This window comes from Pseudonocardia zijingensis (assembly GCF_042657305.1).
Taxonomy (GTDB): Bacteria; Actinomycetota; Actinomycetes; order Mycobacteriales; family Pseudonocardiaceae; genus Pseudonocardia; species Pseudonocardia zijingensis.
Genome location: NZ_JBHSKO010000035.1, coordinates 33,279 through 59,356 on the forward strand (window position 1 = coordinate 33,279; position 26,078 = coordinate 59,356).

The following is a 26,078-nucleotide window of genomic DNA, read 5'->3' on the forward strand; positions in this document are numbered from 1 at the left end:
GGACTCCCTACCGGAACCCGGTGATCGTGATCGAGCGGACGACGTGGCGCTGGAACGCCAGGAACAGCAGCATGAGCGGCAGGACGGCGACCGTGGTGGCCGCCATGACCACCGTCCAGTTGGAGTTGTACTGCGACTGCAGGGCGGACGTCGCCACCGTCAGCACCTGCCACTGCCGCCCCGTGGTGATCACCAGGGGCCACAGGAAGTTGTTCCAGTGCGTGACGACGGTGATGATCGTGAGCGTGGCGAGGATCGGCCGGCTCACCGGCACGACCACGTGCCACAGGATGCGCGGCGTGCCCGCCCCGTCGAGCTTCGCGGCGTCGAGCAGGTCGCCGGGGATGCCCTTGAAGTACTCCCGCAGCAGGAAGATCCCGTACGGGTGCCCGAAGACGTACGGGAGCACGAGCGCCCAGAACGTGTTGCGGATGCCGAGGTCGGCGAACACCGCGTACAGCGGGATGATCGTGACGATCTGGGGCACCATCAGCGTGGCCACGTACAGCCAGAAGAGCGCGTCCCGGCCGGGGAAGCGCAGCCGGGCGAACGCGTAGGCGGCGAACACCGAGAACACCAGCTGGCCCACCACGATCACGGCCACGACCTGCGCCGTGACCGCCACCGGCGCCACGAAGTCGTAGCGGTCGCCGAACAGCGCGGCGAAGTTCACCAGCGTGGGCGGATCCGGCGGGGTGAGCACCGGCTCGGACGCGAACTGCTCCGGCGACTTCAGCGCCGTCTGCAGGCTCAGCAGGAACGGGGCGAGCGTCGCCACCGCGCCCAGTACCAGCAGCAGGTAGACCCCGACGGTCCTCATGTCGACAGGTCGTAGGTCGTGCGGCGGGCGAACCACCGCTGCTGGACGAGGGTCACGGCCACGAGCAGCACGAACAGCACCAGCGCCATCACCGCGGCCTGGCCGACCGCGCGCTGCTCGAAGGCCTCGTAGTAGATCCGGCCCGCCACGACGTCGGTGACGCCCTGCGGCCCGCCGTTCGGCGTGAGCGCGTAGACGGAGTCGAACACCTGGAACGTCGCGATGATCTGGGTGACCAGCACGAAGAACGTGGTGGGCCGCAGCAGCGGGAGCGTGACCCGCCAGAACCGCTGCCACGGGCCCGCCCCGTCGAGCATCGCGGCCTCGTGCACGGTGTCCGGGATCGCGCGCAACCCGGCCGAGAAGAACAGCGCCACGTACCCGATGTGCGTCCACACCGTCACCGCCGCCACCGACGGCAGCGCGAGCGCGGGGTCGGCGAGCCACTCGACGCGCCGGCCGAGCAGGGCGTTGAGAGCGCCGTCGGTCGGGGCGAGGACCCACCGCCACACCACGCCGAGCACGAGCGGCGCGCAGATCCACGGCAGCACGTACAGCACGCGGAACGCGGCCGAGCCGCGCAACCCCCGGTTCAGCAGCAGCGCCGCCACCAGCCCGAGCACCGTCTGCGCCGGGATCACGACCGCCACGAACACGGCGGTGATCAGCAGCGAGCGGGTGAACCGGCCGTCGGCGGCCACCGCCACGAAGTTGTCGAGGCCGACGAACGTGCGCGGGCCGATCAGGTCCCAGCGCTGCAGCGCGAGTGCGGCCACCACGAGGATCGGCAGCACCAGGAACGCGCTGATCCCGAACAGGCTGGGCGCGAGCAGCAGGTAGGCCGTGCGCGTGTCCCGCCACGCTCCCCGCTTCTGACCAGCCATCCGTCCCCCGCGCTCCGTGCGGATCATCCCATCAGATCGTCCGCGTCCCGCAGACGGAGGGTGCGCTTGGACGAGGTAGGCGTGAGCGGGCTTCCCGGAGCTGCGAACCCCGCTCACGTCGACCTCGAACGAGATTTCCGAATCGGGCCCGGAATGCGCCGCCGCGGGCGACACTCCACCCGTGCAGGAGGTCGCGGGATGGCCGGTCGCGTTCTGCGGCTCCGAGGCGGTGGCCGCCGGCCTCGTCACGCCCGACGAACTGCGCGGCCCGCGATTCCTGCGGATCTTCCCGGACACAAGGACACTCGGCGGCCGAGATCCTCCGCGCGTCCTGCGGCCCCCGGGACGCGCCCGCCGAGGTCACCGTCCCCCACCGGGGGCAGCGCAGCCACCCCGGTCTGCTCGTGCACCGCACCCACCTGCAACCCGGCGAGATCACCGAGGTGAAGGGGCTGAGGGTCACCAGCCCGCTCCGCACCGCCTACGACCTCGCCCGACGCGACGACCTGGTCGAACGCGTGGTCGCCGTCGATCGCCTGGCCGAGGTGCACCGGTTCGACCCTGATCTGCTGCGCGGATACGTCGCCCGCTACCGCCGCTCGCGTGGCAACGAGCTGGTGGCGGACATGCTCGCCCACGCCGACCGCCGGTCCGGCTCTCCGATGGAGACACGGCTGCGGATGCTCATCGTGCAGGCAGGCCTGCCGAAGCCGCAGGTGCAGTGGGTGGTGCAGGACGAACGCACGCGCACTGCGGCGTGGCTCGACCTGGCCTGGCCGGAGCACATGATCGGCCGAACCTGATCGTCGCTCAGCTCAGGAGAGCCCGAAACCGGACCGGGTCGACGTGAGCGGGCTTCTTGGAGCCCCGGACCCCGCTCACGTCGACGTCGTCCGCACACCCTCAGATCTGCGGCGTGATCGCCTGCAGCGCCGCGGAGCCCCGCACCGCAGCGGCCAGGTCGGCCAGCGCCGCGCCGTGAGCCGCGGCCAGCTCGGCGCTCTGGTCGGTGAGCGTGGTGCGGTCGACGTAGCCGCCGTGGTCGAGGTACAGGCCCGGCGAGAGCACCTGCACCGCGAAGAACCCGGCGAGCACGTCGCGCAGGTCGCCGAGGGCGAGGAAGTGGTGCCCGCTCGCGCCGGTGAGCACGGTGGCGGCCACCCGGCCCTGCAGCGGTGCGGTGGACTCACCCCACTTGCCGCGCTCGGTGCGCTCGAGGAGGTCCTTGAGCAGGGCGCTGTAGGTGGCCCGGTACACCGGGCTGCCGAACACCACCCCGTCGGCCTCGCCGAACGCGGCGATCACCGCGTCGATGCCGGCCTCGGAGAGCTCCAGCAGCGACGTGGTGGCACCTGCCTTCTCGGCGCCCGCCAGCACCCCGGCCACCGCGGTGGCGGTGCGCCCGCCCGCCTCCGGCCCGGCCACCACACCCAGCACGTGTGTCATCGGTCCTCCTCGATCTGCGCGGCAAGACCGTAACGGCCCCGGTGGAACAGCAGCGGGGAGCGGGTGGCGTCGGCCCCGAGGTCGTGCACCCGGCCTACGACGATCGTGTGGTCACCGCCGTCGTACTCCCGCCACAGCGTGCACCCGATCCACGCGCAGACGTCCTCGAGCACCGGCGCCCCGTGCGGCCCCGGCCACCACCGCACGCCCGCGAACTTGTCCGTGCCGGAGCGGGCGAAGCCGCCCGACAGGTGCTGCTGGTCGGCGGCCAGCACGTTGACGCAGAACGCGCCCACCGGGCGGATCCGCGGCCACGTCGACGACGTGCGCGCGGGCGCGAAGCTGATCAGTGCCGGCTCCAGCGACAGCGAGGCGAACGACTGGCAGGTGAACCCCAGCAGCCCGTCGGGCCCGGCCGCCGTGACCACGACGACGCCGGAGGCGAAGTGCCCCAGGACCTCCCGCATCGTCGCGGGCTCGACGACGACCGTCACGGCTGCAGGTCGGGCCGCGGCGGGGTGCGCTCCCCCGCCTCCACCGCCACCGGCAGCCGGTTCCCGGCCGGGGGTAGCGGGCAGGTGGCGAAGGCCGTGAACGCGCACGGCAGGTTGACGGTGCGGTTGAGGTCGATCGTGACGCGGCCCTCGGCGTCCGGGTCGGGCAGCGCCACCGAGCGGCCGCCGCCGTAGGTGCTCACGCCGGACGTGGCGTCCCGGAAATGCAGGGAGAGGCCGCCGGTCTTGCCGGGGAAGGCGACGAGCTCGTGCTCGGCGCCGTCGAGGGCGAAGCGGACGACGCCGACGGCGGTGGGGAAGTGCTGCAGCCCGTCGACGACGGCGCCGACGGTGAGGCGCCGCGGCTCGGGGTAGGGCTCGAAGCGGCCTTCCACGACCCAGCGCTCGTCCAGGTCGAATGCGGGCGCGCCGGTGAACGCGGTGCGGGTGATCGCCTGCGGGTCGCGCACGCGCAGGGCGTAGTCGTCGGTGCGGCGGATCACCTCGACCCGCCGGTCGCCGATCTCGACGAGCACGCCGGGCTGCCCGTCGACGGGTTCGAGCCGCACGGTGCCGGTGACCGGGGTGCCGTCGAGCGCGGCCTCCCCCTCGGCGGTGAGCTCGACCCCGCCGTCGCCGGTGGCGCGCCAGGTGCCCGGGATGCCGTCGTAGCCGCGCGCGGTGGCGTCGAGCCAGTGCAGGGCGGTGAGGCTGAGCCAGCCGTGCGGAGTGGACAGCGTCGCCTCCCGCTCGGTGTGCCAGGCCGTCCACTCCTGCTGGAGCGAGGACTCGGCCGGGGGACGGTAGGCGGCGGAGCCTGCGGAGCCGGCGGGGCGGGTAGAGCTGGTCATGCGCTCTCCTTCCGGGCGTTCAGCGGTGCGTGCGGGTGGCGCAGGCCGAGGTGGTCGCGCAGGGTCGGTCCGGGGTAGGCGGTGCGGTAGCTGCCGCGGTCCTGCAGTTCGGGCACGACCTCGGCGACGAACCGGTCGAGGCCGCCGGGGGTCAGGTGCGGTACGAGGATGAAGCCGTCGCAGGCGTCGCGCTGCACGAACTCGTCCATCCGGGCGGCCACGGTGCGGGGCGTGCCGATGAACGACTGCCTGCCGGTCTTCTCGATCACGACCTCGCGGATGGACAGGCCGCCGTGGGCCGCGGCGAAGTCGCGCCACTCCTGCGCCACGACGCGCGGGTCGCGGGCGTGGCGCACCCGGCCCCGGGTGATCGAGACGTTGTCGACGTCGGGTTCGACGTCGGGCAGCGGCCCGTCGGGGTCGTACTCCGAGAGCTCGCGGCCCCACACCTGCTCGAGGAACGCGATCGCAGTGGCCGGCGAGACCTGCTGGCGGCGGATCCGCACGGCCTCCTCCTGGGCCTCCGCGTCGGTGTCGCCGAGCACGAACGTGACACCGGGGAGCACCTTGAGGTCGGACGGGCTGCGGCCGTGCTGCGCCAGGCGCGCCTTCACGTCGGCGTAGAAGGCCTGCCCGGCCTCCAGCGTGCCGTGCAGGGTGAAGATCGCGTCGGCGGTGGCGGCGGCGAAGTCCCGGCCCTGGGCGGAGTCGCCCGCCTGGATCAGCACGGGGTGGCCCTGCGGACCGGGCGGCAGCGGGAACCGGCCGCGGACGTCGAACTGCGGGCCGTGGTGCTCGACCTCGGCGCCGTGGGAGTCCCAGAGCGCGCGCGTGACGGCGACGACCTCCGCGGCCCGCTCGTAGCGCTGCTCGCGGGGCAGGAAGCCGCCCCGGCGGAAGTTCTCGCCGGTGAACGCGTCGGACGTGGTGACCATGTTCCACGCCGCCCGGCCCGCCGAGAGGTGGTCGAGCGAGGCGAACTGCACGGCCAGCTCGTACGGCTCGTTGTAGGTGGTGTTGATCGTGCCCGCCAGCCCGATCCGGGAGGTGACGGCGGCGAGCGCGTTGAGCACGGTGAACGTGTCCGGCCTGCCCACCACGTCCAGGTCGTGGATGCGGCCCCGGTGCTCGCGCAGCCGCAACCCCTCGGCGAGGAACACGAAGTCCATCAGCCCGCGCTCGGCGTTCTGGGCGAAGTGGACGAACGAGGAGAAGTCGGTCTGGCTGCCCGCGGCCGGGTCGCTCCAGACGGTGGTGTTGTTGACGCCCGGGAAGTGGGCGCCGAGGTGGATCTGCTTCTTCACGAGCTCGCCCCCACGAAGTGGTTGGCCGGCCGGGACAGCCCCAGCCGGGATCGCAGCGACCCGCCGGCCCGGCCGGTGCGCAGCAGGCCGCGCCCGGCCAGCAGCGGCACCACCCGATCGGTCACCGCGTCGAGGTCGGTGGGCAGCACGAGCGGCACGAGCGTGACGCCGTCGGCGGCCCGGGTGCGCACGGCGGTGCCGACGAGGTCGGCCAGGTCGGTGGGCGGGCCGAGCACCCGCACCGACGACGGCGGCAGCTCGGCCCCGGCGCGCGTGTCGAGCTCGAGGAGGTCGCGGCGGGCCCGGTGGCGGTCGGCAGCCAGGTGCACCTCGACGTCGAGCAGCACGATGACGTCGTCGGGGTGGCGCCCCGCGCCGGCCACGGCGGCCCGGATCCGCTCGCGGGCAGCCGCGGCGGACGGCAGGTCGGGCGCCGAGATCCGCACGACGTCGGCCCAGCGCGCGGCCACCGGGAGCGCCTCCGGCTCGTCGGCGCGCAGCACCACGACGGGGTGCCCCTGCGGGGGCCGCGGGGTGATCGACGGGCCCTTCACGGAGAAGAACTCGCCCTTGAAGTCGATGTGGTGCAGCTTGTCGCGGTCGACGTAGCGGCCGGTGGCGGCGTCGCGGATCACCGCGTCGTCCTCCCACGAGTCCCACAGCCGCACCACCACCTCGACGGCCTCGGCCACCTCCCGCCACAGCACGTCGGCGGGCGCGGCGGGCTTGCGTCCGAACAGGTCGGCCTCGGCCTGCGTGCGCGAGACCGCGGGCTCCCAGCCCGCCCGGCCCGCGGACACGATGTCGAGCGTCGCGATCGACTTGGAGACGTGGAACGGCTCGGTGTGGGTGACGGTGGCGGTGGGCACCAGCCCGATCCCCGACACCACCGGCGCGATCCGCGCGGCGACGGCCGCCGACTCGAGCAGCGGCCCCGCGTCGGGGTGGAACGTGTGCGGCAGGAGCGCGAGGTCGAGGCCCCGCCGCGCCGCCGTGCGCGCGAGCCCGGCGTGGTGCGCCGGGGAGAGCAGCGCGGCCGGGTCGAGCCCCGCCCACGCGGCGGCGGCCGGGTGCCTGCCCGCCGCGGTCAGCTCGACGGCGAGGTGCATCCTCGCCTCGGTGAACGGACTCATCGCACGACCCCCGCCTCTGCCCGGTCCTGCTCCGCCCAACCACCGCGCCTGTCCCCGTGTTCCGCCCAGGCCGTGGCCAGCAGCTCCGTGCTGCGCACGCGGTCGGCGTGGTCGGTGGTGATCGTGGTGACGAGCAGCTCGTCGGCGCCGGTGACGCGGGCGAGCGTGGCCAGCTTCGCCACCACGCTGGCCGGCGATCCCACGAATTGGGTGTCGACGCGGTCGGCGACGATCGCGCGCTCGGCAGGCGTCCAGTGCCGCGCCTTGGCCTCCTCGGGTGTGGCGTAGGGCCGGGCTCCGACGCCGGTGCGGATGTCGAGCACCCACTGCGCGTACGGGGCGGCGAGCTCCTGCGCGCGCTCGTCGGTCTCCGCGACGACCACGTCCGCCGACACCACCACGTGGGGCGCGGTGAGCCGGGCCGAGGGCCGGAACGCGGCCCGGTAGGCCTGCACCGTCTCCAGCACCGTGCCCGGCGAGGTGTGGTAGCTCGCGGCGAACGGCAGGCCGCGCTCCCCCGCCACCCGCGCGCTCTCGCCGGGGCTGGAACCGAGGATCCACACGTCGAGGTCGGCGCCCGCGGCCGCAGGCACCGTGACGGGTTGTCCGTCGGGGCGGCGGGCGGCGCCGGAGAGGTGGTCGAGGATGGCGCCGACCTGGGTGTCGTAGTCCGGCGTCGGGTCCTCCGGCCGGATCCCGAGCAGGTGCGCGAGGTGCACGTAGGTCGACAGGTCGCCGCGGAACCGGGCGGGTGGCGGGATCAGCAGCCCGTCCACCACGCGGGCGGGTGGCGCGACCGGCGGCTCGGCGTCCGGCGCGGGCGCGGTGCCTGCCAGGCGCAGGATCTTGTGGATGTCGAAGCGGCCCAGCCCGAGATCCACCCGGCCCGGGTGCAGCGCCGCCACCGTGCCGAACTGCTCCACCGCCTGCAGCGGCGACGTGACGGGCAGCTGCACGGCGCCGGAGCCCACCCGGATCCGCGACGTGGCCGCGGCGATCAGCGCCACCAGCACCGAGGTGGACGACGACGCCACCCCGGAGGCGAGGTGGTGCTCGGCCACCCAATAGCGCCGGTAGCCCGCGCGCTCGGCCACCTGCGCCAGGTGGACGGAGTTGCGCAGCGCGTCGGCCGCGGTGCCACCGGCGGGCACCGGGGAGAGGTCGAGGATGTTCAGCGGGATCGTCATCGGCTCGCCCCCACGGGTTCGTCGGCGGGCCGGGCGTCGTCCGGGTCCCGGGGCACCGCGCTCGCGAGCGGGCGGCTCGGCACGGCGGCGCGCAGCGCGGGCGCCACCTCGGCCTGGAACAGCTCCAGCTGCTCGCGCTGGCGCCGCGGCGACAGGCCGTCGCCGTCCAGGTTCAGGTGCAGCACCTCGTGGCCGAACACCGCGTGGTAGCGCAGCACCTTGTCGACGATCTGCGCCGCGCTGCCCACCAGCGCCGACGAGCGCTCGACGAAGTCCTCCACCGTCGGGAACACGATCGGCAGCCCGAACCGCTCGGCCGCCGCGAGCCGCGCCGCGAACGCGGGCCGGAACTCCTCGATCGCCTGCTGGCTGGTGGGGGCGATGTGGAACGCCGCGGTGCCCGCGCCGACGAGCGCGGCGGCCGGGTGGTGCCCGTGCGCCGCCCAGCGCTCGCGGTAGTAGGAGATGAGCTCGGCGTAGGGCTCGATCGGGTTGGTGACGTTGGCCGAGAACAGCGGGTCGCCGTACCGCGCGGCCACCTCCACCGACTCCTTGCTGGTGGCGCTGCCGTGCCAGACCCGGATCGGGTGCTGGCGCGGCGGCGGCCACGTCTCGGCGTCGACGAGCGACGGGCGGAAGCGCCCGGACCACGTGGTGCGCTCCTCGCGCCACAGCCTGCGGAAGAGCTCGTAGCCCTCCGCGTTGCGGTCCCACTGGTCGTCCGGGGTGACGTGGAACAGCTGCGCCTGCGCCGCGCCGTTGCCCTTGCCGATGATCAGCTCGAGCCGGCCGTCCGCGAGCTGGTCGAGGGTGGCGTAGTCCTCGTAGGCCCGCACCGGGTCGAGCAGCGCGAGCGTCGTGACGCCGGTGAACAGCGTGATCCGCGACGTGCGGGCCGCGATGTGCGACAGCACCACCGGCGGCGCGGAGGACAGGAACGGCCGCTCGTGCCGCTCCCCCACCGCGTAGCCGTCGAAGCCCAGCTCCTCGGCGAGCACGGCGTTGTCCACCACGCGGCGCAGGCGGGCGTTCGGGGTGGGGGTCCGGCCGGTGACGGGGTCGGGCCCGTTGGTGATCAGGGTGAGCACGAGGACCTTCATGCTGTTTCCTCCAACCGGCGTCCGGCGATCGCGGCGAGCAGCTCGCGCGTGTAGTCGTGCTGCGGCGCGGCGAAGACCTGCTCGGTGAGGGCCAGCTCCAGGAGCTTCCCGTCGCGCAGCACGCCGACGCGGTGCGCGATGCGGCGCACCACCGCGAGGTCGTGGGAGATGAACAGGTAGGCCAGTCCCGCGTCGGCCTGCAGCTCCGCGAGCAGGTCCAGCACCTGCGCCGACACATGGGAGTCGAGCGCGGACACCGGTTCGTCGCACACCACGAGGTCGGGCGAGAGGGCCAGGGCCCGCGCGATCGCCACCCGCTGGCGCTGCCCACCGGACAGCTCCGCGGGACGGCGGTCGAGCACGGCCTCCGGCAGGGCCACCCGGTCCAGCAGCTCGGCGGCGCGGGCGCGACGCGAGCGCGCGTCCCCCACCCGGAACGCCCGCAGCGGCTCGGCGATCACCTCGGCGATCGGGAAGCGGGGGTCCAGCGATGCGAACGGGTTCTGGTAGATCAGCTGTGCGCGCCGCCGCAGCTCCCGCCACGCCCGGCCGCGCACCCGCGTGATGTCGGTGCCGTCGAAGAGCACCGTGCCCGACGTCGGGTCGGCCAGGCGGAGCACGAGGCGCGCGGTGGTCGACTTGCCCGACCCCGACTCGCCCACCAGCGCGAGCGTCTCGCCCCGCGCGATCGTGAAGCTCACGCCGTCCACGGCCCGGATGTGCCCGCGTCCCAGCGGGAACTCCTTCACGAGGTCCCGCACCTCCACCAGCGGCGAGTCCCCCGTCTCACCAGGGTGAGTGCCGCGTTCGGTCGTGGTGTGTGCCACGCTCGGACGCAGCCCGGGCGCGCTCTCCAGCAGCCGCCGGGTGTAGGGGTCGCGCGGCGCCGCGAGCACCTCGCGCACCGGCCCCTCCTCCACCACGCGCCCGCCCTGCATCACGACGAGCCGATCGGCGCGGTCGGCCGCCACCCCGAGGTCGTGGGTGATCAGCAGGACGGCCGTGCCGGACGCGCGCACGAGCTCGTCGAGGCGGTCGAGGATCTGGCGCTGCACGGTGGCGTCGAGGGCGCTGGTCGGTTCGTCGGCCACGAGCAGCTGCGGGCGGGCCGCGATCCCGATGGCGATGAGCACGCGCTGGCGCATCCCGCCCGACAGCTCGTGCGGGTACTGGCGGGCGCGCGCCGCGGCGTCGGGCAGCCCGGCCTCGGCCAGCAGCTCGACGGCCCGGGCGGGTGCGCTGCGGCGATCCGCGAGGCCGTGCACCGTCAACGCCTCGGCGACCTGCGCCCCGACGCGTTGCACCGGGTTGAGCGCCACGCCGGGGTCCTGCGGCACGAGACCGATCAGCCTGCCCCGCACGGTGCGCCAGGCGCGGTCGGACAGCCCGGTCAGCTCCTGCTCGCCGAGCGTGATGCGGCCGGCGTCGATCCGGCCGGTGCCCGGGAGCAGCCCGGCCACCGCATGCGCGAGCGTCGACTTCCCCGACCCGGACTCCCCGACGATCGCGACGACCTCCCCTGGCGCCACCGACAGCGAGACGCCGCGCACGGCGGCGATCGGCCCGGCGCCGGTGGCGTAGGAGACCCGCAGGTCCTGCACCTGCAGCAACGGCCCCGTCAGCTGCCCCGTCATCGGCGCCGCTCCCCGTCCAGGGCGCGGGAGATCCGGTTGACCGCCAGCACCGTGGCCGCGATCGCGGCCCCGGGCACGGCGCACAGCCACCACGCCACGGCCATGTAGTTGCGGCCCTCGGCCACCAGCGACCCCCACTCGGGCGCCGGGGGCGGCGCGCCGTAGCCGAGGAACGACAGCGACGACACCGCGAGGATCGCGAGCCCGAACTCCAGCACGGCGAGCACGAGCACCGGACCGGCCGCGTTCGGCAGCACGTGGCGCACGAGCGTGACGTGCCACCGCGTGCCGACCGACCGCGCCGCCTCGACGTAACCGGACTGGCGCACGCGCAGCGTCTCCGCCCGCATCACGCGCGCGAAGCTCGCGACGCTCGCCACCCCCACGGCGATCGCGACCTTCACCGTGCCGTAGCCCAGCGCCGTGATCAGCGCGAGCGACAGCAGCACGGCGGGCACCGCGAGCAGGACGTCCACGAACCGCATCAGCACCTCGTCGACCCAGCCGCGGACGAACCCGGCGAGCACGCCCACCAGCCCGCCGACGACGAGCGCGACGCTCACCGCGATCAGCGTGGCCTGCAGCGACAGCGACGCGCCGTGCACGACGCGGGTGTAGACGTCGCGGCCGAGGTAGTCGGTGCCGAACAGGCCGGCGGCCCCGGGCGGCTGCAGGCGCAGCGCCGGCACGCCCGCGGCCGGGTCGCCGGGGGCGAGCACGTGCGGCGCGAACGCCGCGACCACCACCAGCGCCACGTAGAGCAACGAGAGGACGAGCCCGGGCCTGCGCATGACGAACCGCAGCCGGCCCTCGCGGGGCGGCGGCGCCTCGTCGGCCTCCGCGGTGACGACGGGTTCGCGTATCAACACCTCGGTCATGCGGTGGCCCCGATCCGCGGGTCGAACAACGGGTAGATGAGGTCGACCGCCAGGTTGACCAGCACGAACACCGCCGCGGCGAACACGACGATCCCCTGCACCATCGGGATGTCCTGCACCCCGACGGCGGCGACGGTGAGCCGGCCCAGGCCGGGACGGGTGAACACGGTCTCCACGACCACCGATCCGGCGAGGAGGTTGCCCACGACGAAGCCGAGCACGGTGAGCGCAGGCAGGGCCGCGTTGCGCAGGGCGTGCCGCAGGTGGATGCCCACCCGCCCGACGCCCTTGGCGCGCGCGGTCGTGGCGTACGGCTCGCCGAGGGCCTGCGCCATGCTCTTCGCGAGCACCTGCGCCACCAGCGCGCCCGTCGGCAGCCCGAGCGTCACCGCGGGCAGCACGAGCGCCGCAGGCCCGTTCGCGCCCACGGAGGGCAGCAGGCCCAGCCCGAACGCGAAGACCTGCACCAGCATCAGGCCGACCCAGAACACCGGCAGCGACACCGCGAGCGAGGGCAGCGCCATCAGCAGCTGCCGCAGCCACAGCACGCGCGTGTAGGTGGCGACGAGCGCCACCGTGCCGCCGAAGACCACCGCGACCGCCAACCCGGCGGCCGAGATCTGCAGTGTGGGCGGCAGGGCCTCGAGGATCGCGCCGCGCACGTCCTGGCCGCTCTGGATCGACGTGCCGAAGTCGCCGGTGAGCGCGGCGAGCAGGCGTTGCCCGTACTGCACGAGCACCGGCTGGTCCAGCCCGTAGCGGGCGCGCAGCGCGGCCAGCTGCTCCGGGGGCAGCGGCTCGCCGTCCAGTCCGCCGCTCGCCATCGTGGCCACCGGGTCGCCGGGCAGCAGGTAGAGCACCACGAACGACACCGTGAACGCGGCCCAGAGCACGCCGACCGCGGCGAGCAGCCGGCGGGCCAGGTACCGACCGGTCACGGTTGGACCTTCCAGGCGTCGTGCAGCTGGATGCGCGAGCTCGCGTCGAACAGCACGCCCTGCACGTCGGCGGCGACGCCCAGCACCGTGGTCAGCTCCACGACCGGCACGGTGTGGTGCCCCTCCAGGAGCACCTGCTGCACCTGCACGACGGTGGCCGCGCGGGCGGCCGGGTCGGGCTGCGCCGCCTGCTCCGCGAGGAGGGTGTCGAGCGGCCCGGGCGAGAGCCGGTAGTAGTTGTTGCCCGCCGTCGAGAACTGGCTGCGCAGGATGTCGGGGTCGGCGCGGGTGAGGTTGCCCCAGCTGGCGACGAAGTCCCCGGACTGCTGCGTCGGCTGGCTCTCCGAGATCGGCTTCTCCCGCAGCTGCAGGTCGATGCCGACCCGGCGCACCTGCTGCTGGAGCAGTTCCACCGTGGCCCGGTTGGCGGGCGAGTTGGAGTACCAGGTGAGCTCCAGCGTCAGCGGCGTGCCGCCCCGCGCCCGGATCCCGTCCGGGCCCGGTAGCCAGCCCGCGGCGTCGAGCACCGCACCCGCCCGCGCCGGGTCGAACGCCAGGAGCGCGGACTGGTCGGCGTAACCGGGCGTCGTCGACGCGAGCGCGCTGGTGGCCGCCTTCGTCTGCGAGCTGTAGACGGTGGCCACGACCTCGGCGCGGTCGATCGCGAGCGACACCGCCTCCCGCACCGCCGGGTCCCCGCCCAGCGGCGTGGCCTGGTTGAACGAGATCCCGAACGGGATGCCCGGGTTCGCCCGGCCGAGCAGCTGCACCCCGGCCGCGGAGAGCAGGGCCTCGTCCTGCTGCGCGATGTTGCCGATGGCGTCCACCTCGCCGGACTGGAGGCTCCCCACCCGCACCCCGGACTCGGGCACGATCTGGAACTCGACCCGGTCCAGCCGGGCCTCACCCGGGGAATCCCACAGCGACGAGCCCCACGCGTAACCCGTCCGTTTGGTGAGGACGATCGACTCGTCACGGGTGTAGGACTCGATCACGAACGGGCCGGAACCGATCACCGAGGCGCAGCGCTCGTCGTCGCCCGTCGCCACCGTGGCCGGGGAGAGGATGCCCAGGCTGTGGGTCGACGTGCCCTGCAGGAACTGCACGTTCGGCTTCTCGAAGGTCACCGTGAACCGGCTCGGGCTCTCCACCGTCGTGCCCACGTAGCCCGCCAGGTAGCCCTTCGGGAGCGAGCCGCGCGGGCCGAGGTCCGCGACCGCGTCGAAGTTCGCCTTCACCGCCTCGGCGTCCAGCGGCGTGCCGTCGCTGAACGTCACGCCCTCGCGCAGCGTGAACGTGTACGCGGTGGCGTCGGCGTTGCTCTCCCAGCTCGTGGCGAGCCACGGCCGCAGCTCACCGCTGGCCGGGTCCTGGTCGGTGAGCGAGTCCACCACCTGGCGCAGCGAGAAGATCGTGTCGTTGCTGCCGACCTGCTGCGGGTCGACGCAGCCCTGGTCGCTGCTCACGGCGAAGCGCAAGGTGCCGCCCGGTTGCGGGGTGCCCGGGTCGGCGGTGCTCGCGGCGGGCGTCGAGCCGCACGCACCGAGCAGGAGGGCCACTGCGGTCAGCCGCAGCGCGAGAGGTCGGGACATGACGTGTTCCTTCATCCAGGAAATGCGCGCAGGAATGGGCACCACCGCTTCGGACACGGCGATGCGCGGGTGGATGGGGTCGGGTCGTCAGCCCCGACAGAGCGCCGCGCAGGTGCGGCACAGATCGACGTGGTGGCGCCATGCGTGCCACGTCGTCAACAGCTCGATCCGTTCCGCACCCGGCACGGCGACCTCCATCGCTCCCGGCGGTAGCACCCGCTCCCACTCGCGCGGGGGGTTGCTGCGGCGTCGTCGATCCGGGTCTCTCGGCCGCTCTGGATGGCGTCTTGTTTGCACATCGAACTTACGTAGCGATCGCATCGTTTTTCAAGCGGTGTGTCGAGCACCATTGCCCGGGATGAATGACCGGACAGATCGAATGGCAAATGTCCGTTCGTTGACACGGTGCGGGGCCGCCGACCTACCGTGGTGATCCGCTTCACGGGAGAGCTGGAGGCCGCCGTGCCCTGTCCACCGAGCCTGCTGGACCCGACGCCCACCGAGACCCCGTCCCTCACCGCCGACGTCGCCGTCGTCGGAGCGGGCCCCGCCGGGGCCGCCACCGCGTGGCACCTGGCCCGCCGCGGCCTCCACGTCCTGCTGCTGGAGCGGCGAGCCGCCGGCACGGTCTGGCGCGCCGCGGGCTCGGCCCCGTGGACCGACGCCGGCATCCCGGCCCGGGTCGCGGCAGAGGCCACCGGGCTCTGGCGGCAGGTCGAGCAGGCCACCGGGGCGCAACTGCTGCACGTCGTCTCGGGGGTCCGGCAGGTACGCGCCGATCAGGCCACGGCAGCCCTCACGGCCGCCGCCACGGCGTGGGGCGCCCGGCTGCGCCACTGCGACGAGGTCGTCGCGATCGACGCCGCCGGTCGCGGGGCGCTCGTGCGCACCCGCTCCGCCACCGTGCGCGCCGACCGGGTGGTGCTCGCAGGCGCCGGCCCGCTCCCCACCGATCCGGGCGCGCCGGTCGCCTCCGTGCCCGGCCGGGGTTCCTTCGCGATCCCGGCGATCACCCGCTGACGGGTCACCTCCACAACACCCGGCCTCCTCGATACGCTCGCATGATCGATCGGCGACCGTGACCCGGGGGGGAAAGCGTGACAGAGGACCAGATCGAGATCGGCGGCATCCCGACCGACATCCCGACTTCCGCCCGCGCCTACGGCTGGCTGCTCGGCGGCAAGGAGAACTTCACCGTCGACCAGCAGTTCATGAAGGCCACTCTCGAGGTCTTCCCCACCTGTCTCGACATCGCCCGCGAGAACCGGCGATTCCTCTACCGGGCCGTCCGCCACCTCACCGAAGAGGTGGGGATCCGGCAGTTCCTCGACATGGGCTGCGGACTGCCCACGGACAACAACGTGCACCAGGTGGCCGGGCAGTTCACCGATGACGCGCGCGTCGTGTACGTCGACATCGACCCGATCGTCCTCGCCCACGCACGCGCATTGCTGGCCTGCGACGACTCCACGGTGGTCGTCCGCGCCGACATGCGCGACCACGACGCGATCCTCGCGAACCCGGACGTGAACCGGCTGATCGACTTCAGCGAGCCGGTCGCGGTGTTGTTCCTCTCCGTCGGCCACCACATCCTCGACGAGTTCGACCCGCACGCCGTCCTGCACGGGGTGATCGACCGCGCCGTCCCGGGCAGCTACCTGGCCTTCTCCCAGGTGGTCTGCGACGACCCCGAACGCGGCGCCCGGTTCGAGCAGTCGATCAACGAGTACGGCATCCCCTGGCGCAACCGCTCCACCGCCCAGGTCGACGAGCTGCTCTCCGGGCTGGAACCGGTCGAGCCGGGGCTGGTGAACCTCAGCGACTGGCGCCCCACCGCCGACCAGCCCGCGCTCGCCCCGGTGCCCGCCGACATCGCGCGGTACGAGGGCGCCTCCCGCTCCGACCCGTCGATCTACGAGTACGGCGGGGTGCTCCGCAAGAGCTGACCCCGCGTCCGGTACGGCGGCGGAAGATCCGCTTGACCGACCGCGGCCCCGCACGTACCGTCCCCCTCAGGTCAAGAGCGCCAGCGTCAAGCCCCGGCTCGCTGGCCGGCAACCCTCCTCCGCGGTGGGGTGCTCCGGGTGACGACCAGGCCGCCGTGCACCCACGGCCGGCAAGCGCGGACCCGACGTTCGTCCGGGTCCCATGGAGGGTCCGGAGGACCTCGATGACCGCTGTGCTGTCCGCCCGTCCCGGCGTCTGCGCCCCGGCGTCCGTCACGGGCGCCGACCTGCGCGTCCCGCTCGTCACCGGCGAGCACGTGCGCTACGCCAACCTCGACCTCGCCGCCAGCGCGCCCGCGCTCACCGCGGTGGCCGACCACGTCGCCGACCTGCTCCCCTACTACGCGAGCGTGCACCGCGGCGCCGGCTACGCCTCGCAGGTCTGCACCGGCGTGCTGGAGCAGGCCCGCGAGACGGTGGGCCGGTTCGTCGGAGCCCGCGCCGACGACGTCGTCGTGTTCACCCGCAACACCACCGACGCCCTGAACCTCCTCGCCGGGTGCGTGCCCGGCCCGGTGCTGCGGCTCGACGTCGAGCACCACGCCAACCTGCTGGCCTGGCGCAGCGGCCGGGTGCTGCGCGCGGCCGGCACGATCGAGCGCACGCTCGCCGACCTGCGCCACGCCCTGCGCACCGACCGGCCCGCGCTGCTCGCCGTCACCGGGGCGTCCAACGTCACGGGCGAGCTGCTGCCCCTCGCCGAGATCACCGCGCTCGCCCACGCCGCAGGCGCGCGCGTGGTGGTCGACGCCGCCCAGCTCGCGCCGCACCGCCCCGTCGACATCGGGGCCACCGGCATCGACTACGTCGCGCTCTCCGGGCACAAGCTCTACGCCCCCTACGGGGTCGGCGTGCTCGTCGGGCGCCGCGACTGGCTCGACGTCGCCGCCCCGTACCTGGCGGGCGGCGGCGCGGTGAACGCCGTGAGCGGCCCTGACGAGCACGGCGCCGCCGAGGTCTCGTGGGCTCCCGCACCGCACCGGCACGAGGCGGGCACCCCGAACGTGTTGGGCGCCGCCGCGCTCGCCGAGGCCTGCCGGGTGCTGCCCGGCGCGCTGTCCCCGGACCACGAAGCCACGCTGCTGCACCACCTCGAGACCGGCCTCCGCTCGATCCCCGGTGTGCGGACCCTGCGGATCTGGAGCGACAGCACCGACCGCGTCGCCGTCACCACGTTCGTGGTGGACGGCCGGCCGGCCGGGCTCGTGGCCGCCTACCTGTCGGCCGAGCACGGCATCGGCGTGCGGGACGGGAAGTTCTGCGCCCACCCGCTGCTCGCGCGCGTCGCAGGCAGCGCCGACGGCGGCGCGGTGCGCGCCAGCCTCGGCCTCGGCACCTCGCTGGACGACGTGCACCGGCTCGTCGACGCCGTCGACCGGCTCGTGATCGACGGGCCCGGGTGGGACTACGCCGTGGTCGACGGCCGGTGGAGCCCGGTGCCCGACCCGCGCGACGCCGACCCCCTGGGCATCGGCACCCCCACCGGCCCCGCCCGCCCGGGCTGCGGCCACTGACGACCCACCCGTGAGTGGATACGGGTGCTGGAGCACTCGTATCCACTCACGACAGGGGGCGGACAATGGACGGCGATGCCGCCCGACCCTGACCGCTACACCGCCGACTGCTCCCGCTGCGCAGGCCTGTGCTGCGTCGCCCTCGCGTTCTCGGCGTCGTCCGACTTCGCCGCCGACAAGGCCGCCGGCACGCCGTGCCACCACCTGCGCACCGACTTCCGCTGCGGCATCCACACGCGCCTGCGCGACGAGGGCTACCCCGGCTGCACGGTCTACGACTGCTTCGGCGCCGGGCAGCAGGTCGTGCAGGTGACGTTCGGCGGGCGCGACTGGCGCACCCACCCCGAGCAGGCCGACGCGATGTTCGCCGTGTTCCCGGTGGTCCGCGTGCTCCACGAGCTGCTGCGCCACCTCACGGAGGTCCGGTCGCTCCCCGCGGCGGCCCCGTTCTCCGCCGAGATCGACGCGGCCGTCGCCGACACCGACCGTCTCGCCGCGGGCACCCCCGACGAGCTCGCGGCACTCGACGTGGAGGCGCACCGGCGGTCGGTCGCCGACCTGCTGGGCCGGGTCAGCGACCACGCCCGCGCGGAGCGGCCCGGCCCGGACCACCGCGGGGCGCAGCTGCTGGGCGCCCGGATGCGCGGCGCCGACCTGCGCCGCGCGACGTTCCGGGGCGCGCTGCTCGTCGGGGCCGACCTGCGCTCCGCCGACCTGCGCGGGGCCGACCTGCTCGGCGCGGACCTGCGTGGCGCCGACCTCGCGGGCGCCGACCTGCGCGACACGCTCTTCCTCACCGCCGCGCAGGTCATCGCGGCCCGCGGGGACACCGCCACCCGGCTACCCCGCGCACTCGCCCGTCCCGCCCACTGGGCCGCGGCACCGTCAGCTCCCGGCCGGCGCTCGTCGCGCCGCCGCCCCGCCCGCCGGTAGGCCGGCCGGACCGCCGAGATCCGGCCAGTGCGCGGCTGCGGGTTCCACCGACCGGCGGGCGCTACTAGCGTCCCGACCGTGAAGGTGCTCATCGTCGGGGCCGGGGTCGGCGGGCTGGCCACCGCGTTGTTCCTGCACGAGGCCGGGATCGAGTGCGAGATCTACGAGCGCAGCCCGGCCATCCGCGAGCTCGGTGTCGGGATCAACGCGCTGCCGCTGGCCGTGGCGCCGCTGGCCGGGCTGGGCCTGCTCGACGCCCTGGACGAGGTGGCGGTGCGCACCAAGGAGCTGTTCTACAGCCACCGCCTCGGACAGGTGATCATGCACCGGCCGTGCGGCCTCGACGCGGGCTTCGACGTGCCGCAGCTGTCGGTGCACCGCGGCCGGCTGCAGGGCGTGCTGCTGCGCGCGGTCCGGGACCGGCTCGGCCCGCACGCCGTGCGCACCGGGCACCGGTTCGCCGGGTTCGAGCAGGACGCCGGCGGCGTCCGCGCCACGTTCACCGACCCGGCGGGCGAGCCCCTCGGCGAACGGCCGGGTGGCGTGCTGCTGGGCGCCGACGGCATCCACTCCACGGTGCGCGCCGGCTTCTACCCCGACGAGGGCCCACCCCGCTGGAACGGCGTGCTGATGTGGCGCGGCGCCACCGACTGGCCGCCGTTCCTCACGGGCCAGTCCATGATCGTGGCCGGGGGCAACGCCGCCAAGCTCGTCCTGTACCCGATCGGCCGGGGCAGCTCGCCCGGCACCGTGCTCACCAACTGGGCGGTCTGCATCCGCACCGGAGAGCCCGGCGACCCGCCTCCCCGCCGCGAGGACTGGTCGCGCCCGGGCGACCGCGCCGAGCTCGCACCGCACCTCGAGCGCTTCCACACCCCGCACCTCGACCTGCCCGGCCTGGTGGCCGCCACCCCCGAGTTCTACGAGTACCCGATGTGCGACCGCGACCCCCTGCCCCGGTGGAGCCACGGCCGCGTCACCCTGCTCGGCGACGCCGCCCACCCGATGTACCCCATGGGCTCCAACGGCGCGGGCCAGGCGGTGCTCGACGCCGTCGCCCTCACCCGCCACCTGACCTCCGGCGCCGCCCCGGAGGCCGCGCTCGCCGCCTACCAGGACGAACGCCTGCCGCCCACGCGCGAGATCGTGCTGCGCAACCGAGTCGGCGGGCCGGAGATGGTGATCGACGAGGTCGAGCGCCGCGCCCCGGACGGCTTCGACCGCCTCGACGACGTCATCGACCCGGCCGAGCTGGAAGCGATCGTCAAGAGCTACGCCGCGGCGTCCGTGGCCACCCCCACCCGCTAGCTCTCACACCACCTCGGGCGCTCACACACCGACTGCAACCGGTGTGCCGGCGGTCCGGCCGCGCTCCCGGGGCGCCACACACCACCTCACGTGCTCACACACCGGTTGCAACTGATATGCCAGCACCACTACCGATGTGCGAGCTGATCAGCGGCCGCCCGAGGCACCCTCACACACCACCACTGGTCCTCACACACCGGTTGCAACTGATGTGCCAGCACCACAACCGATGTGCGAGCCCTCGGCCGCCTCGGGGACGCCGCCACTGAAGGCCGGCCGTCCACCCCGCTCACACACAAACCTGGCACTCACACACCGACTGCAACCGATGTGCCAGCACCACGACCGGTGTGACGAGCACCCCGGTCGTGGGTGCCGACCCGCCCCCATAACGCCGGCCGGCATCCGAGCGACGAGGAGTAGCGACGCCGACACCGACCGCGCCGAGAAGTACCGCGTCGTCCGTCGGTCATGGCCGGTGCAGCAGTTCACCGAGACGGGGACGGGTCATCGTGGACACCACCTCACGCACCACCACCGGTCGGCCGGTAGCGACGGGGGTTCAGCGTCCGGCGGTGGTGCGCGGCCTCAGCACCGCCCTTCGTTGGCTCCGGCACAATCCCAGTTTGGCCTTCGAGTTCCTCACGGCCGCCTTGGGAGTTGCCGCTTTCGTCGCCTCCGTCTTCGTGACGATCCCGCAGGCGACGATGGTCGCGGTAACCGTCGCACTCCTCGCCTTCCTGTCGGTCTCGGCACTGCTGCAGAGGGTGACGACCCTGGAGAAAGTCGACCGCCACGTCACCTCGGTGCACGACTTCATACGCAGCGGGGGTCTCGTGCGCGCGGTGGAGTCAGGCGCCCGCGATGCGCTGGATTCCGTGAAGTCCCTGCACGAAGCGGGGATCGAACTGGTCTACGAGGATCTTCGTGCCATCGACCTCAGGAACAACCTCGCCTCGGCGGAACGCTCGATACGAATCTTGTCCAACTGGGTCGGCGTACTCCCGGAGATCGGCGAGATGCTGGCCCGCAAAGCGAAGGACGGATGCTCGGTCCAGGTCCTGCTGCTGCAGCACACGGCCAGTTATGCGCAGCTTCGCAGCATCGAGCTCGGATTGCCCGCCGACGAGGTTTCGCGACAGATCGAAGGAGACCTCCGCCGCTTCAACTCGATCATCTCGGCCAGCGGGACGACCGGGACGAGGTGCCCTCTGAAGGTCCGCGCATTCGATGCACGACCGCCGATCTGCATGTTCGCCTACGACGACATCCGGCTCATCGGGATGTTCTGGCCCGAACTCGACGCGATGAACGGTCCGTTCATCCAGATACGGGGCGAGCGAGCATCCGACCTGCTCCCACCGCTCGTGGCCATGGCAGACAAGCAGTTCGAGTACCTCTGGGGTTCTCCCGCTACCAGGTTCGTGCGCCTCCTGAACGGAGAACCCCATTACGTGATCGAGGAAGACCTGGCATGGCGGCAGTGCAAGGCGCTCGAAGCGTTCATCACCGATGTCCGCGCAGCCGATGCCGCGAACCCACCGCGAAGCCAAGCTCTCGACGACTTGCGTCGCCACCACCCGGACATCGTCAGCATCGTCGTCGCAGCGGGGCACGAGGCGATCGACATCGGGAGCATGGACCACTTCGACGCGGTCGCCAGATGGCTCGATCGGGAACGCCACGTCGGCGCCGTCGAAGCGTTGTCCTTGGAGGCGTTGAACCGTGGGCACGCAGACCCGTTGAGGCGCTACCTCGCGATCCTGGAGAACGCTGACCGCATCCTCGATGCCGAACCCGTCCTCTGGAGGTTCGCCGAGAAGGGCGACCGGGTCGCCCGCAGCTGGCTGGTCAAGGTCCTCGAATCGACGGAACGCGGCAAGGACGCAGAGGAGCGCCTGCTCGACTGGGCGATGCGCGGAGACATCAACTCGCGCCACGAGATCGTGCAGCGGATGTTGCGGAGCAACCGTGGCGCGACGGCGGAGAAGATGCTGCGCGACATCGCCGACACGGACAAGCTCGCACAGGAGCGTCTGATCGATCTGCTGCGTGGCAGCGGCCGAGGCGGCGAGGCGGACGTGCTCCGCGACGAGTGGCAACAGCGCAGACGCGCCCGGCGGGACAGGTTCCCGCACGAGGAGTGACTCGCTGGCCTCCTCGAGGCATATCCAGCGACCCCTCACACACACCACGCACTCACACACCGACATCGGTGCCGCCACACCGACGGCAACCGGTGTGGCGACACGGAGGTCGATGTGCGCGCCCTCGGATCAGTCCTGTCCGCCCGACAGGTCCATCCACACGACCTCCCAGTGGTGGCCGTCCGGGTCGATGAACGAACGGCCGTACATGAAGCCGTGGTCCTGCGGGTCCGTTGCCTTCCCGCCGCCGTTCGCCAGCGCGGCGTCGGCGACCCGGTCGACCTCGTCCCGCGACTCGACGCCGAGGGCGAGGATGACCTCGGTGCTGCTGCCGTCCGACGTGGGCCGGGTGGCGAACTCCGCGAAGCGGGCCTTCGACAGCAGCATCGCGTTGATGCCGGGCCCGATCTCCAGCGCGAGGGCGTGGTCGTCGCTGAAGTCGGCGTTGTACGAGTAGCCGAGCGCGGTCCAGAACGCCTTGGTGGTCTTCTGGTCGTCGATCGGCAGGTTCAGGAAGATCTGGGTGGTGGCCACGATGGCTCCTCGGGTCTCGTCGGTCCGGTGGTGCAACGGGACCGAGTCTCGCGCCGGCCCCGCCTGCACGGGCAGATGTCGATGTCGTCGGCCGGGGATGACGTTCATCATCGGCCGCCGCAGACATCTGCTTCTGCCGCGCCGGCCGTGCGGCGGAAGACGATGGGGTCATGACGCGCGCGTGGCGACAGGTCCTGTGCCTCGCCGCGGGGGCGGTGGTGGTGCGGTGCGCGGTCTCGACGGCGCGGGCCCGGCGGGAGGTCGTGGCGGTCCGGGCCGAGCTGGTGGCGGTGGCGGCCGACCGCGAGCGGCTGCGGGCAACGGGTGACGTGCTCGGGCAGACGCTCTCCGCGGTGTCGCTGAAGGGCGATCTCGCGGTGCGGCTGCTCGGACACGATCCCGTGGCCGCGCGCGAGGAGGTCGCAGGCCTCGCCGACATGGCGCGGCGGGCGCTGCGCGAGGTCCGCACCCGGACGGCCGGGGAGCTCGTCGCCTCGCTGAGCCCGGCGCGGATACGGCGCGGCGGCGGGCCCCCGCCGCCGCGGGGATGACAGTGTGGGGCGCGCTCGTGAGCACCCCGGGGGGAGGCCATGTGATCAGGGTCCTGATCGCCGAGGACATGCACATGATCCGCGGCGCGCTGGTGGCACTGCTCTCGCTGGAGGAGGACATGGAGGTCGTCGCCGAGCTCGACCGCGGCGACGCGGTCGTCGAGACCGCCCTGCGGGTACGCCCGGACGTGGCCGTGCTCGACATCGACATGCCCGGTCTCGACGGGCTGAGCGTGGCCGCGCAGCTGCACGAGACGCTCCCCGACTGCCGCGCGCTCGTGCTGACCGGGCTGAGCCAGCCCGGCAACCTGCTGCGGGCGCTGAAGGTCCACGTCCGCGGCTTCATCGTGAAAGACGCACCGGCCGGGACGCTCGCGGCCGGGGTCCGGCGGGTGGCGGCCGGGGAACGGGTGATCGATCCCGAGCTCGTGGCCGTCGCGCTGGAGACCGGGAGCTCGCCCCTCACCGCGCGGGAGGGCGACGTGCTGCGCGCCGCCGACAGCGGCCTGCCGACCGAGGAGATCGCCCGCACCCTGGCCCTGTCGCCCGCGACGGTGCGCAACTACCTGTCCAACGCGATCAGCAAGGTCGGCGGCCGCAACCGCATCGACACGATCCGCATCGCCAAGGACGCGGGTTGGATCTAGTGTCCGGCGCAGCCGTCCTGCCCGCCGACGAGGAGCGGGGCGCCTCCCGGCAGCTCCTGCGCCTCGCGGAGATCAGCGTGGTCGCCTTCGTGGTGTCCATCCTCGTCCTCAAGCCGCTGGTCTTCTTCTGGTGGCCGGATCCGGCCCTGCTCGTGCCGGGGCTCGTGACGCTGGCCCTCGTGATCCCGCTGCTCCTGCTGATCGTCGGGCCGACGATGCGTGGCCGCCCGCCGGCGGCGCCACGCGCGACGCTCGCCGCGATGGTCGTCGTGGCCATCGCCGGGACGGCCTGGACCGGCCCCGAGTGGTCGGTGGCCTACGGGGCGCTGGGACTGGCCGTGCTTCTCGTCCTGCCCGCGCCGTGGTCGTGGGTCGCCTTCGGACTGGTCGTGCTGTCGGCCGTGCCGCTGTCGTGGGCCTACGGCGCCGTCACCTCCTCCGACCAGGTCAACATCCCGATCGAGATCGGCCGGGCGCTCGCGCCGTACACGATGATCCGCCTGATCGGGCTGCTCCGGCGACTCGACGCGGCGCGCGCGGAGCTGGCGGTGCGGGCCGTCGAGCAGGAGCGGCTGCGGGTCGACGACGCGCTGCGGCGCACCGTCGGCGCCGGGCTCGGCGAGATCGCGGCGGCCGGGGCCGAGGCGGCGGCGGACCATCGGGACGCGGATCTGACCGGGAGCCGCCTGCGCGCGCTGGTCACCCGTTCCCGCAGCACGCTCGCCGAGGCCCGCCGCACGATCAGCGGGCTCCAGCGGGGGTCGCTGCGCTCCGAGCTCGACACAATGGCGTCGCTGCTGCGCGCGGCGGGGATCGACGCCACCGTCGACCGGCCGCCCGACGGGCTGCCGGAGGACGCCGACGAGCAGGTGCGCGCCGCCCTGCGGTCGGCGACGGCGCAGCTCCTGCGCGACGACGTCCGCACCTGCGTCGTGACGATCCGCGACGACGACGGACGCGTGGTGCTGGACGTCACCGCGGACGGCGTCAGGCTGATCAGCGAGGTGCGCCGGTCGTGACCACCACCCGCGCCACGACCGCTGCAGGGGAATGGTCGGTCACCACGGCGCGCCGCATGATGCTGGTGCTCACCGTGGTCCTCCTGCTCCCGTCCACGGCGTACTCGATCCTCGGCTACAGCCGCAGCCTCGGCGGGCTCACCCACCCCGCGGTGGTCCTGCCGCTCGTCGCGTTGATCGGTGCCCTCCACGTCCGCCACGCGCTCGCGGCCGGCGGTGGCAGGCGGCCCGCCGGATGGCCGCTGACGTTCGCCGTGTTGGTGCTGGCCGCGTGCGTGCCGCTGACCTGGCTGGGGCCGAACTGGGCGAGCCTGCAGTCGTTCGTGATCGCGTCGGCGCTGATGCTCCTGCGCGGGCGGGTCGCGCTCGCCGCCGCCGGGGTCCCGGTCGTCGCGACCTACGTCGGGATCCTGTTCGGCGAGACGCTGGTGCACTGGAAGATCGTGCTCCCGATCGCCTGGGCGCTCGGGTTGGTCTTCGGCGGGCTGTCCCTGTACGGGTCGGCGCGCGCGGTCCGCATCGCGGAGCAGTTGGAGGCGGCGCGGGCGGAGTTGGCAGCGGCCGCGGTGGGCCGGGAACGGCTGCGGCTGTCGCGCGACCTGCACGACGTGCTCGGCCAGAGCCTGTCCGCGGTGTCGTTGAAGGGCGATCTCGCACTGGCGCTGCTGCGCCGCGACCCCGCCGCAGCGCGCGCGGAGATCGTGAGCCTGACCGCGGTGGCCGACGACGCCCGGCAGGCGATGCAGGCCGTCACCCGGGCCGAGCACACGGTCTCCTTCGCCGCGGAACTCGCCACCGCCGTGGCCCTCCTGCGCGATGCGGGCATCAGCACCACGACGGGGGTCGACCGGGCGGAACTTGCTCCCGCGGTCGACCGGCTGCTGGCCTGGGCGGTCCGGGAGGGCGCGACCAACGTGCTGCGCCACAGCCGGGCACGGACGTGCTCGATCGACTGCCGCGGCGACGGCCCGACCGTCCGGCTGACGATCACCAACGACGGCGCCGGGGAACCGGGCGCCACCGGGACCGGGCTCGCCGGACTGGCGAGCCGGGCGCGCGAGCTCGGCGGCACCACCTCGGGCTCGCACACCGGCGACACCTTCCGGCTCGTCCTGGAGGCGCCGGCGGCGCCGGGGGACGGACGGGCCCGGTGAACTC

25 protein-coding genes and 1 riboswitch are annotated in these 26,078 nt (G+C 73.6%); of the genes, 11 read left to right on the forward strand and 14 right to left on the reverse strand.

The window, feature by feature from the left end; genetic code table 11:
- Positions 1-7: 7 nt before the first annotated feature.
- Together ACFPL3_RS38440 and ACFPL3_RS38445 are read right to left on the reverse strand one after the other, a co-directional pair.
- Positions 8-820: a carbohydrate ABC transporter permease gene (locus tag ACFPL3_RS38440; RefSeq protein WP_343945506.1), complete on the reverse strand. Its 813-nt coding sequence runs from the start codon at positions 818-820 to the stop codon at positions 8-10.
- Positions 817-1,731, reverse strand: a complete 915-nt coding sequence (locus tag ACFPL3_RS38445; protein ID WP_343945507.1) for a carbohydrate ABC transporter permease — start codon at positions 1,729-1,731, stop codon at positions 817-819. Before ACFPL3_RS38445 ends, ACFPL3_RS38440 begins: the two co-directional genes overlap by 4 nt.
- Positions 1,732-2,108: 377 nt before the next feature.
- On the opposite strand from ACFPL3_RS38445, the gene ACFPL3_RS38450 reads away from it, so the two are divergent.
- Entirely contained in the window at positions 2,109-2,507 is a 399-nt protein-coding gene (locus tag ACFPL3_RS38450; RefSeq protein WP_343945508.1) for a hypothetical protein, read from the forward strand.
- A gap of 100 nt (positions 2,508-2,607) precedes the next feature.
- Here the strand turns inward: ACFPL3_RS38450 and ACFPL3_RS38455 are convergent, their stop codons facing one another.
- From ACFPL3_RS38455 to ACFPL3_RS38505, 11 genes are read right to left on the reverse strand one after another with little or no spacing between them, the layout of a single operon-like run.
- On the reverse strand, positions 2,608-3,150 hold the full coding sequence (locus ACFPL3_RS38455; protein ID WP_343945509.1) for an NAD(P)H-dependent oxidoreductase: 543 nt from the start codon (positions 3,148-3,150) through the stop codon (positions 2,608-2,610).
- Positions 3,147-3,644 carry a flavin reductase family protein gene (locus ACFPL3_RS38460; protein ID WP_343945510.1) on the reverse strand — a complete coding sequence of 166 codons (498 nt, stop codon included), beginning with the start codon at positions 3,642-3,644 and terminating at the stop codon, positions 3,147-3,149. The genes ACFPL3_RS38455 and ACFPL3_RS38460 overlap by 4 nt, the downstream gene beginning before the upstream one ends.
- Entirely contained in the window at positions 3,641-4,495 is an 855-nt protein-coding gene (locus ACFPL3_RS38465) for a DUF1684 domain-containing protein (RefSeq protein ID WP_343945511.1), read from the reverse strand. The genes ACFPL3_RS38460 and ACFPL3_RS38465 overlap by 4 nt, the downstream gene beginning before the upstream one ends.
- The gene (locus ACFPL3_RS38470; protein WP_343945512.1) at positions 4,492-5,799 is read right to left on the reverse strand and encodes an LLM class flavin-dependent oxidoreductase; all 1,308 of its coding nucleotides are present in this window, start codon (positions 5,797-5,799) and stop codon (positions 4,492-4,494) included. Before ACFPL3_RS38470 ends, ACFPL3_RS38465 begins: the two co-directional genes overlap by 4 nt.
- Complete coding sequence (locus ACFPL3_RS38475; RefSeq protein WP_343945513.1) at positions 5,796-6,932, reverse strand: LLM class flavin-dependent oxidoreductase; 1,137 nt, start codon at positions 6,930-6,932, stop codon at positions 5,796-5,798. The genes ACFPL3_RS38470 and ACFPL3_RS38475 overlap by 4 nt, the downstream gene beginning before the upstream one ends.
- On the reverse strand, positions 6,929-8,119 hold the full coding sequence (locus tag ACFPL3_RS38480) for an LLM class flavin-dependent oxidoreductase (RefSeq protein ID WP_343945514.1): 1,191 nt from the start codon (positions 8,117-8,119) through the stop codon (positions 6,929-6,931). The genes ACFPL3_RS38475 and ACFPL3_RS38480 overlap by 4 nt, the downstream gene beginning before the upstream one ends.
- Complete coding sequence (locus tag ACFPL3_RS38485) at positions 8,116-9,219, reverse strand: LLM class flavin-dependent oxidoreductase (protein ID WP_343945515.1); 1,104 nt, start codon at positions 9,217-9,219, stop codon at positions 8,116-8,118. The genes ACFPL3_RS38480 and ACFPL3_RS38485 overlap by 4 nt, the downstream gene beginning before the upstream one ends.
- A complete protein-coding gene (locus ACFPL3_RS38490; RefSeq protein WP_343945516.1) occupies positions 9,216-10,853 on the reverse strand; it encodes an ABC transporter ATP-binding protein in 1,638 nt (545 codons plus the stop codon). Before ACFPL3_RS38490 ends, ACFPL3_RS38485 begins: the two co-directional genes overlap by 4 nt.
- Positions 10,850-11,731 (reverse strand): ABC transporter permease, encoded by an 882-nt coding sequence (locus tag ACFPL3_RS38495; RefSeq protein WP_343945517.1) that lies wholly within the window; start codon positions 11,729-11,731, stop codon positions 10,850-10,852. Before ACFPL3_RS38495 ends, ACFPL3_RS38490 begins: the two co-directional genes overlap by 4 nt.
- Positions 11,728-12,669, reverse strand: coding sequence for an ABC transporter permease (locus ACFPL3_RS38500; protein WP_343945518.1), 942 nt, complete (start codon positions 12,667-12,669; stop codon positions 11,728-11,730). Before ACFPL3_RS38500 ends, ACFPL3_RS38495 begins: the two co-directional genes overlap by 4 nt.
- Complete coding sequence (locus ACFPL3_RS38505; protein WP_343945519.1) at positions 12,666-14,261, reverse strand: ABC transporter substrate-binding protein; 1,596 nt, start codon at positions 14,259-14,261, stop codon at positions 12,666-12,668. The genes ACFPL3_RS38500 and ACFPL3_RS38505 overlap by 4 nt, the downstream gene beginning before the upstream one ends.
- 429 nt (positions 14,262-14,690) lie before the next feature.
- Between ACFPL3_RS38505 and ACFPL3_RS38510 the strand changes: the two genes are divergently transcribed.
- The 6 genes from ACFPL3_RS38510 to ACFPL3_RS38535 all read left to right on the forward strand — a co-directional run bounded on the left by ACFPL3_RS38510 (position 14,691) and on the right by ACFPL3_RS38535 (position 22,169).
- A complete protein-coding gene (locus ACFPL3_RS38510) occupies positions 14,691-15,281 on the forward strand; it encodes an FAD-dependent oxidoreductase (RefSeq protein WP_343945520.1) in 591 nt (196 codons plus the stop codon).
- A 77-nt stretch (positions 15,282-15,358) separates the two neighbouring features.
- The gene (locus ACFPL3_RS38515; protein ID WP_343945521.1) at positions 15,359-16,207 is read left to right on the forward strand and encodes an SAM-dependent methyltransferase; all 849 of its coding nucleotides are present in this window, start codon (positions 15,359-15,361) and stop codon (positions 16,205-16,207) included.
- A 69-nt stretch (positions 16,208-16,276) separates the two neighbouring features.
- A riboswitch (SAM riboswitch) is annotated at positions 16,277-16,390 on the forward strand.
- 41 nt (positions 16,391-16,431) lie between these two features.
- Complete coding sequence (locus ACFPL3_RS38520; RefSeq protein ID WP_343945522.1) at positions 16,432-17,781, forward strand: aminotransferase class V-fold PLP-dependent enzyme; 1,350 nt, start codon at positions 16,432-16,434, stop codon at positions 17,779-17,781.
- 75 nt (positions 17,782-17,856) lie between these two features.
- Positions 17,857-18,714: a pentapeptide repeat-containing protein gene (locus tag ACFPL3_RS38525; RefSeq protein ID WP_379590682.1), complete on the forward strand. Its 858-nt coding sequence runs from the start codon at positions 17,857-17,859 to the stop codon at positions 18,712-18,714.
- 78 nt (positions 18,715-18,792) lie between these two features.
- Complete coding sequence (locus ACFPL3_RS38530; protein ID WP_343943775.1) at positions 18,793-20,022, forward strand: flavin-dependent oxidoreductase; 1,230 nt, start codon at positions 18,793-18,795, stop codon at positions 20,020-20,022.
- Positions 20,023-20,534: 512 nt separating this feature from the next.
- A complete protein-coding gene (locus ACFPL3_RS38535; protein WP_343943776.1) occupies positions 20,535-22,169 on the forward strand; it encodes a hypothetical protein in 1,635 nt (544 codons plus the stop codon).
- 129 nt (positions 22,170-22,298) lie between these two features.
- Here ACFPL3_RS38535 and ACFPL3_RS38540 read toward each other — a convergent pair whose 3' ends face one another.
- Entirely contained in the window at positions 22,299-22,703 is a 405-nt protein-coding gene (locus ACFPL3_RS38540) for a VOC family protein (RefSeq protein WP_343943777.1), read from the reverse strand.
- Between the two features lie 170 nt (positions 22,704-22,873).
- Between ACFPL3_RS38540 and ACFPL3_RS38545 the strand changes: the two genes are divergently transcribed.
- The 4 genes from ACFPL3_RS38545 to ACFPL3_RS38560 are packed head-to-tail and all read left to right on the forward strand — an operon-like array spanning position 22,874 to position 26,074.
- On the forward strand, positions 22,874-23,254 hold the full coding sequence (locus ACFPL3_RS38545) for a histidine kinase dimerization/phosphoacceptor domain-containing protein (protein ID WP_343943778.1): 381 nt from the start codon (positions 22,874-22,876) through the stop codon (positions 23,252-23,254).
- Between the two features lie 41 nt (positions 23,255-23,295).
- Positions 23,296-23,901, forward strand: a complete 606-nt coding sequence (locus ACFPL3_RS38550) for a response regulator transcription factor (protein ID WP_343943779.1) — start codon at positions 23,296-23,298, stop codon at positions 23,899-23,901.
- Positions 23,892-24,920: a sensor histidine kinase gene (locus ACFPL3_RS38555; protein WP_343943780.1), complete on the forward strand. Its 1,029-nt coding sequence runs from the start codon at positions 23,892-23,894 to the stop codon at positions 24,918-24,920. Before ACFPL3_RS38550 ends, ACFPL3_RS38555 begins: the two co-directional genes overlap by 10 nt.
- A complete protein-coding gene (locus ACFPL3_RS38560; RefSeq protein WP_343943781.1) occupies positions 24,917-26,074 on the forward strand; it encodes a sensor histidine kinase in 1,158 nt (385 codons plus the stop codon). Before ACFPL3_RS38555 ends, ACFPL3_RS38560 begins: the two co-directional genes overlap by 4 nt.
- Positions 26,075-26,078: the final 4 nt, after the last annotated feature.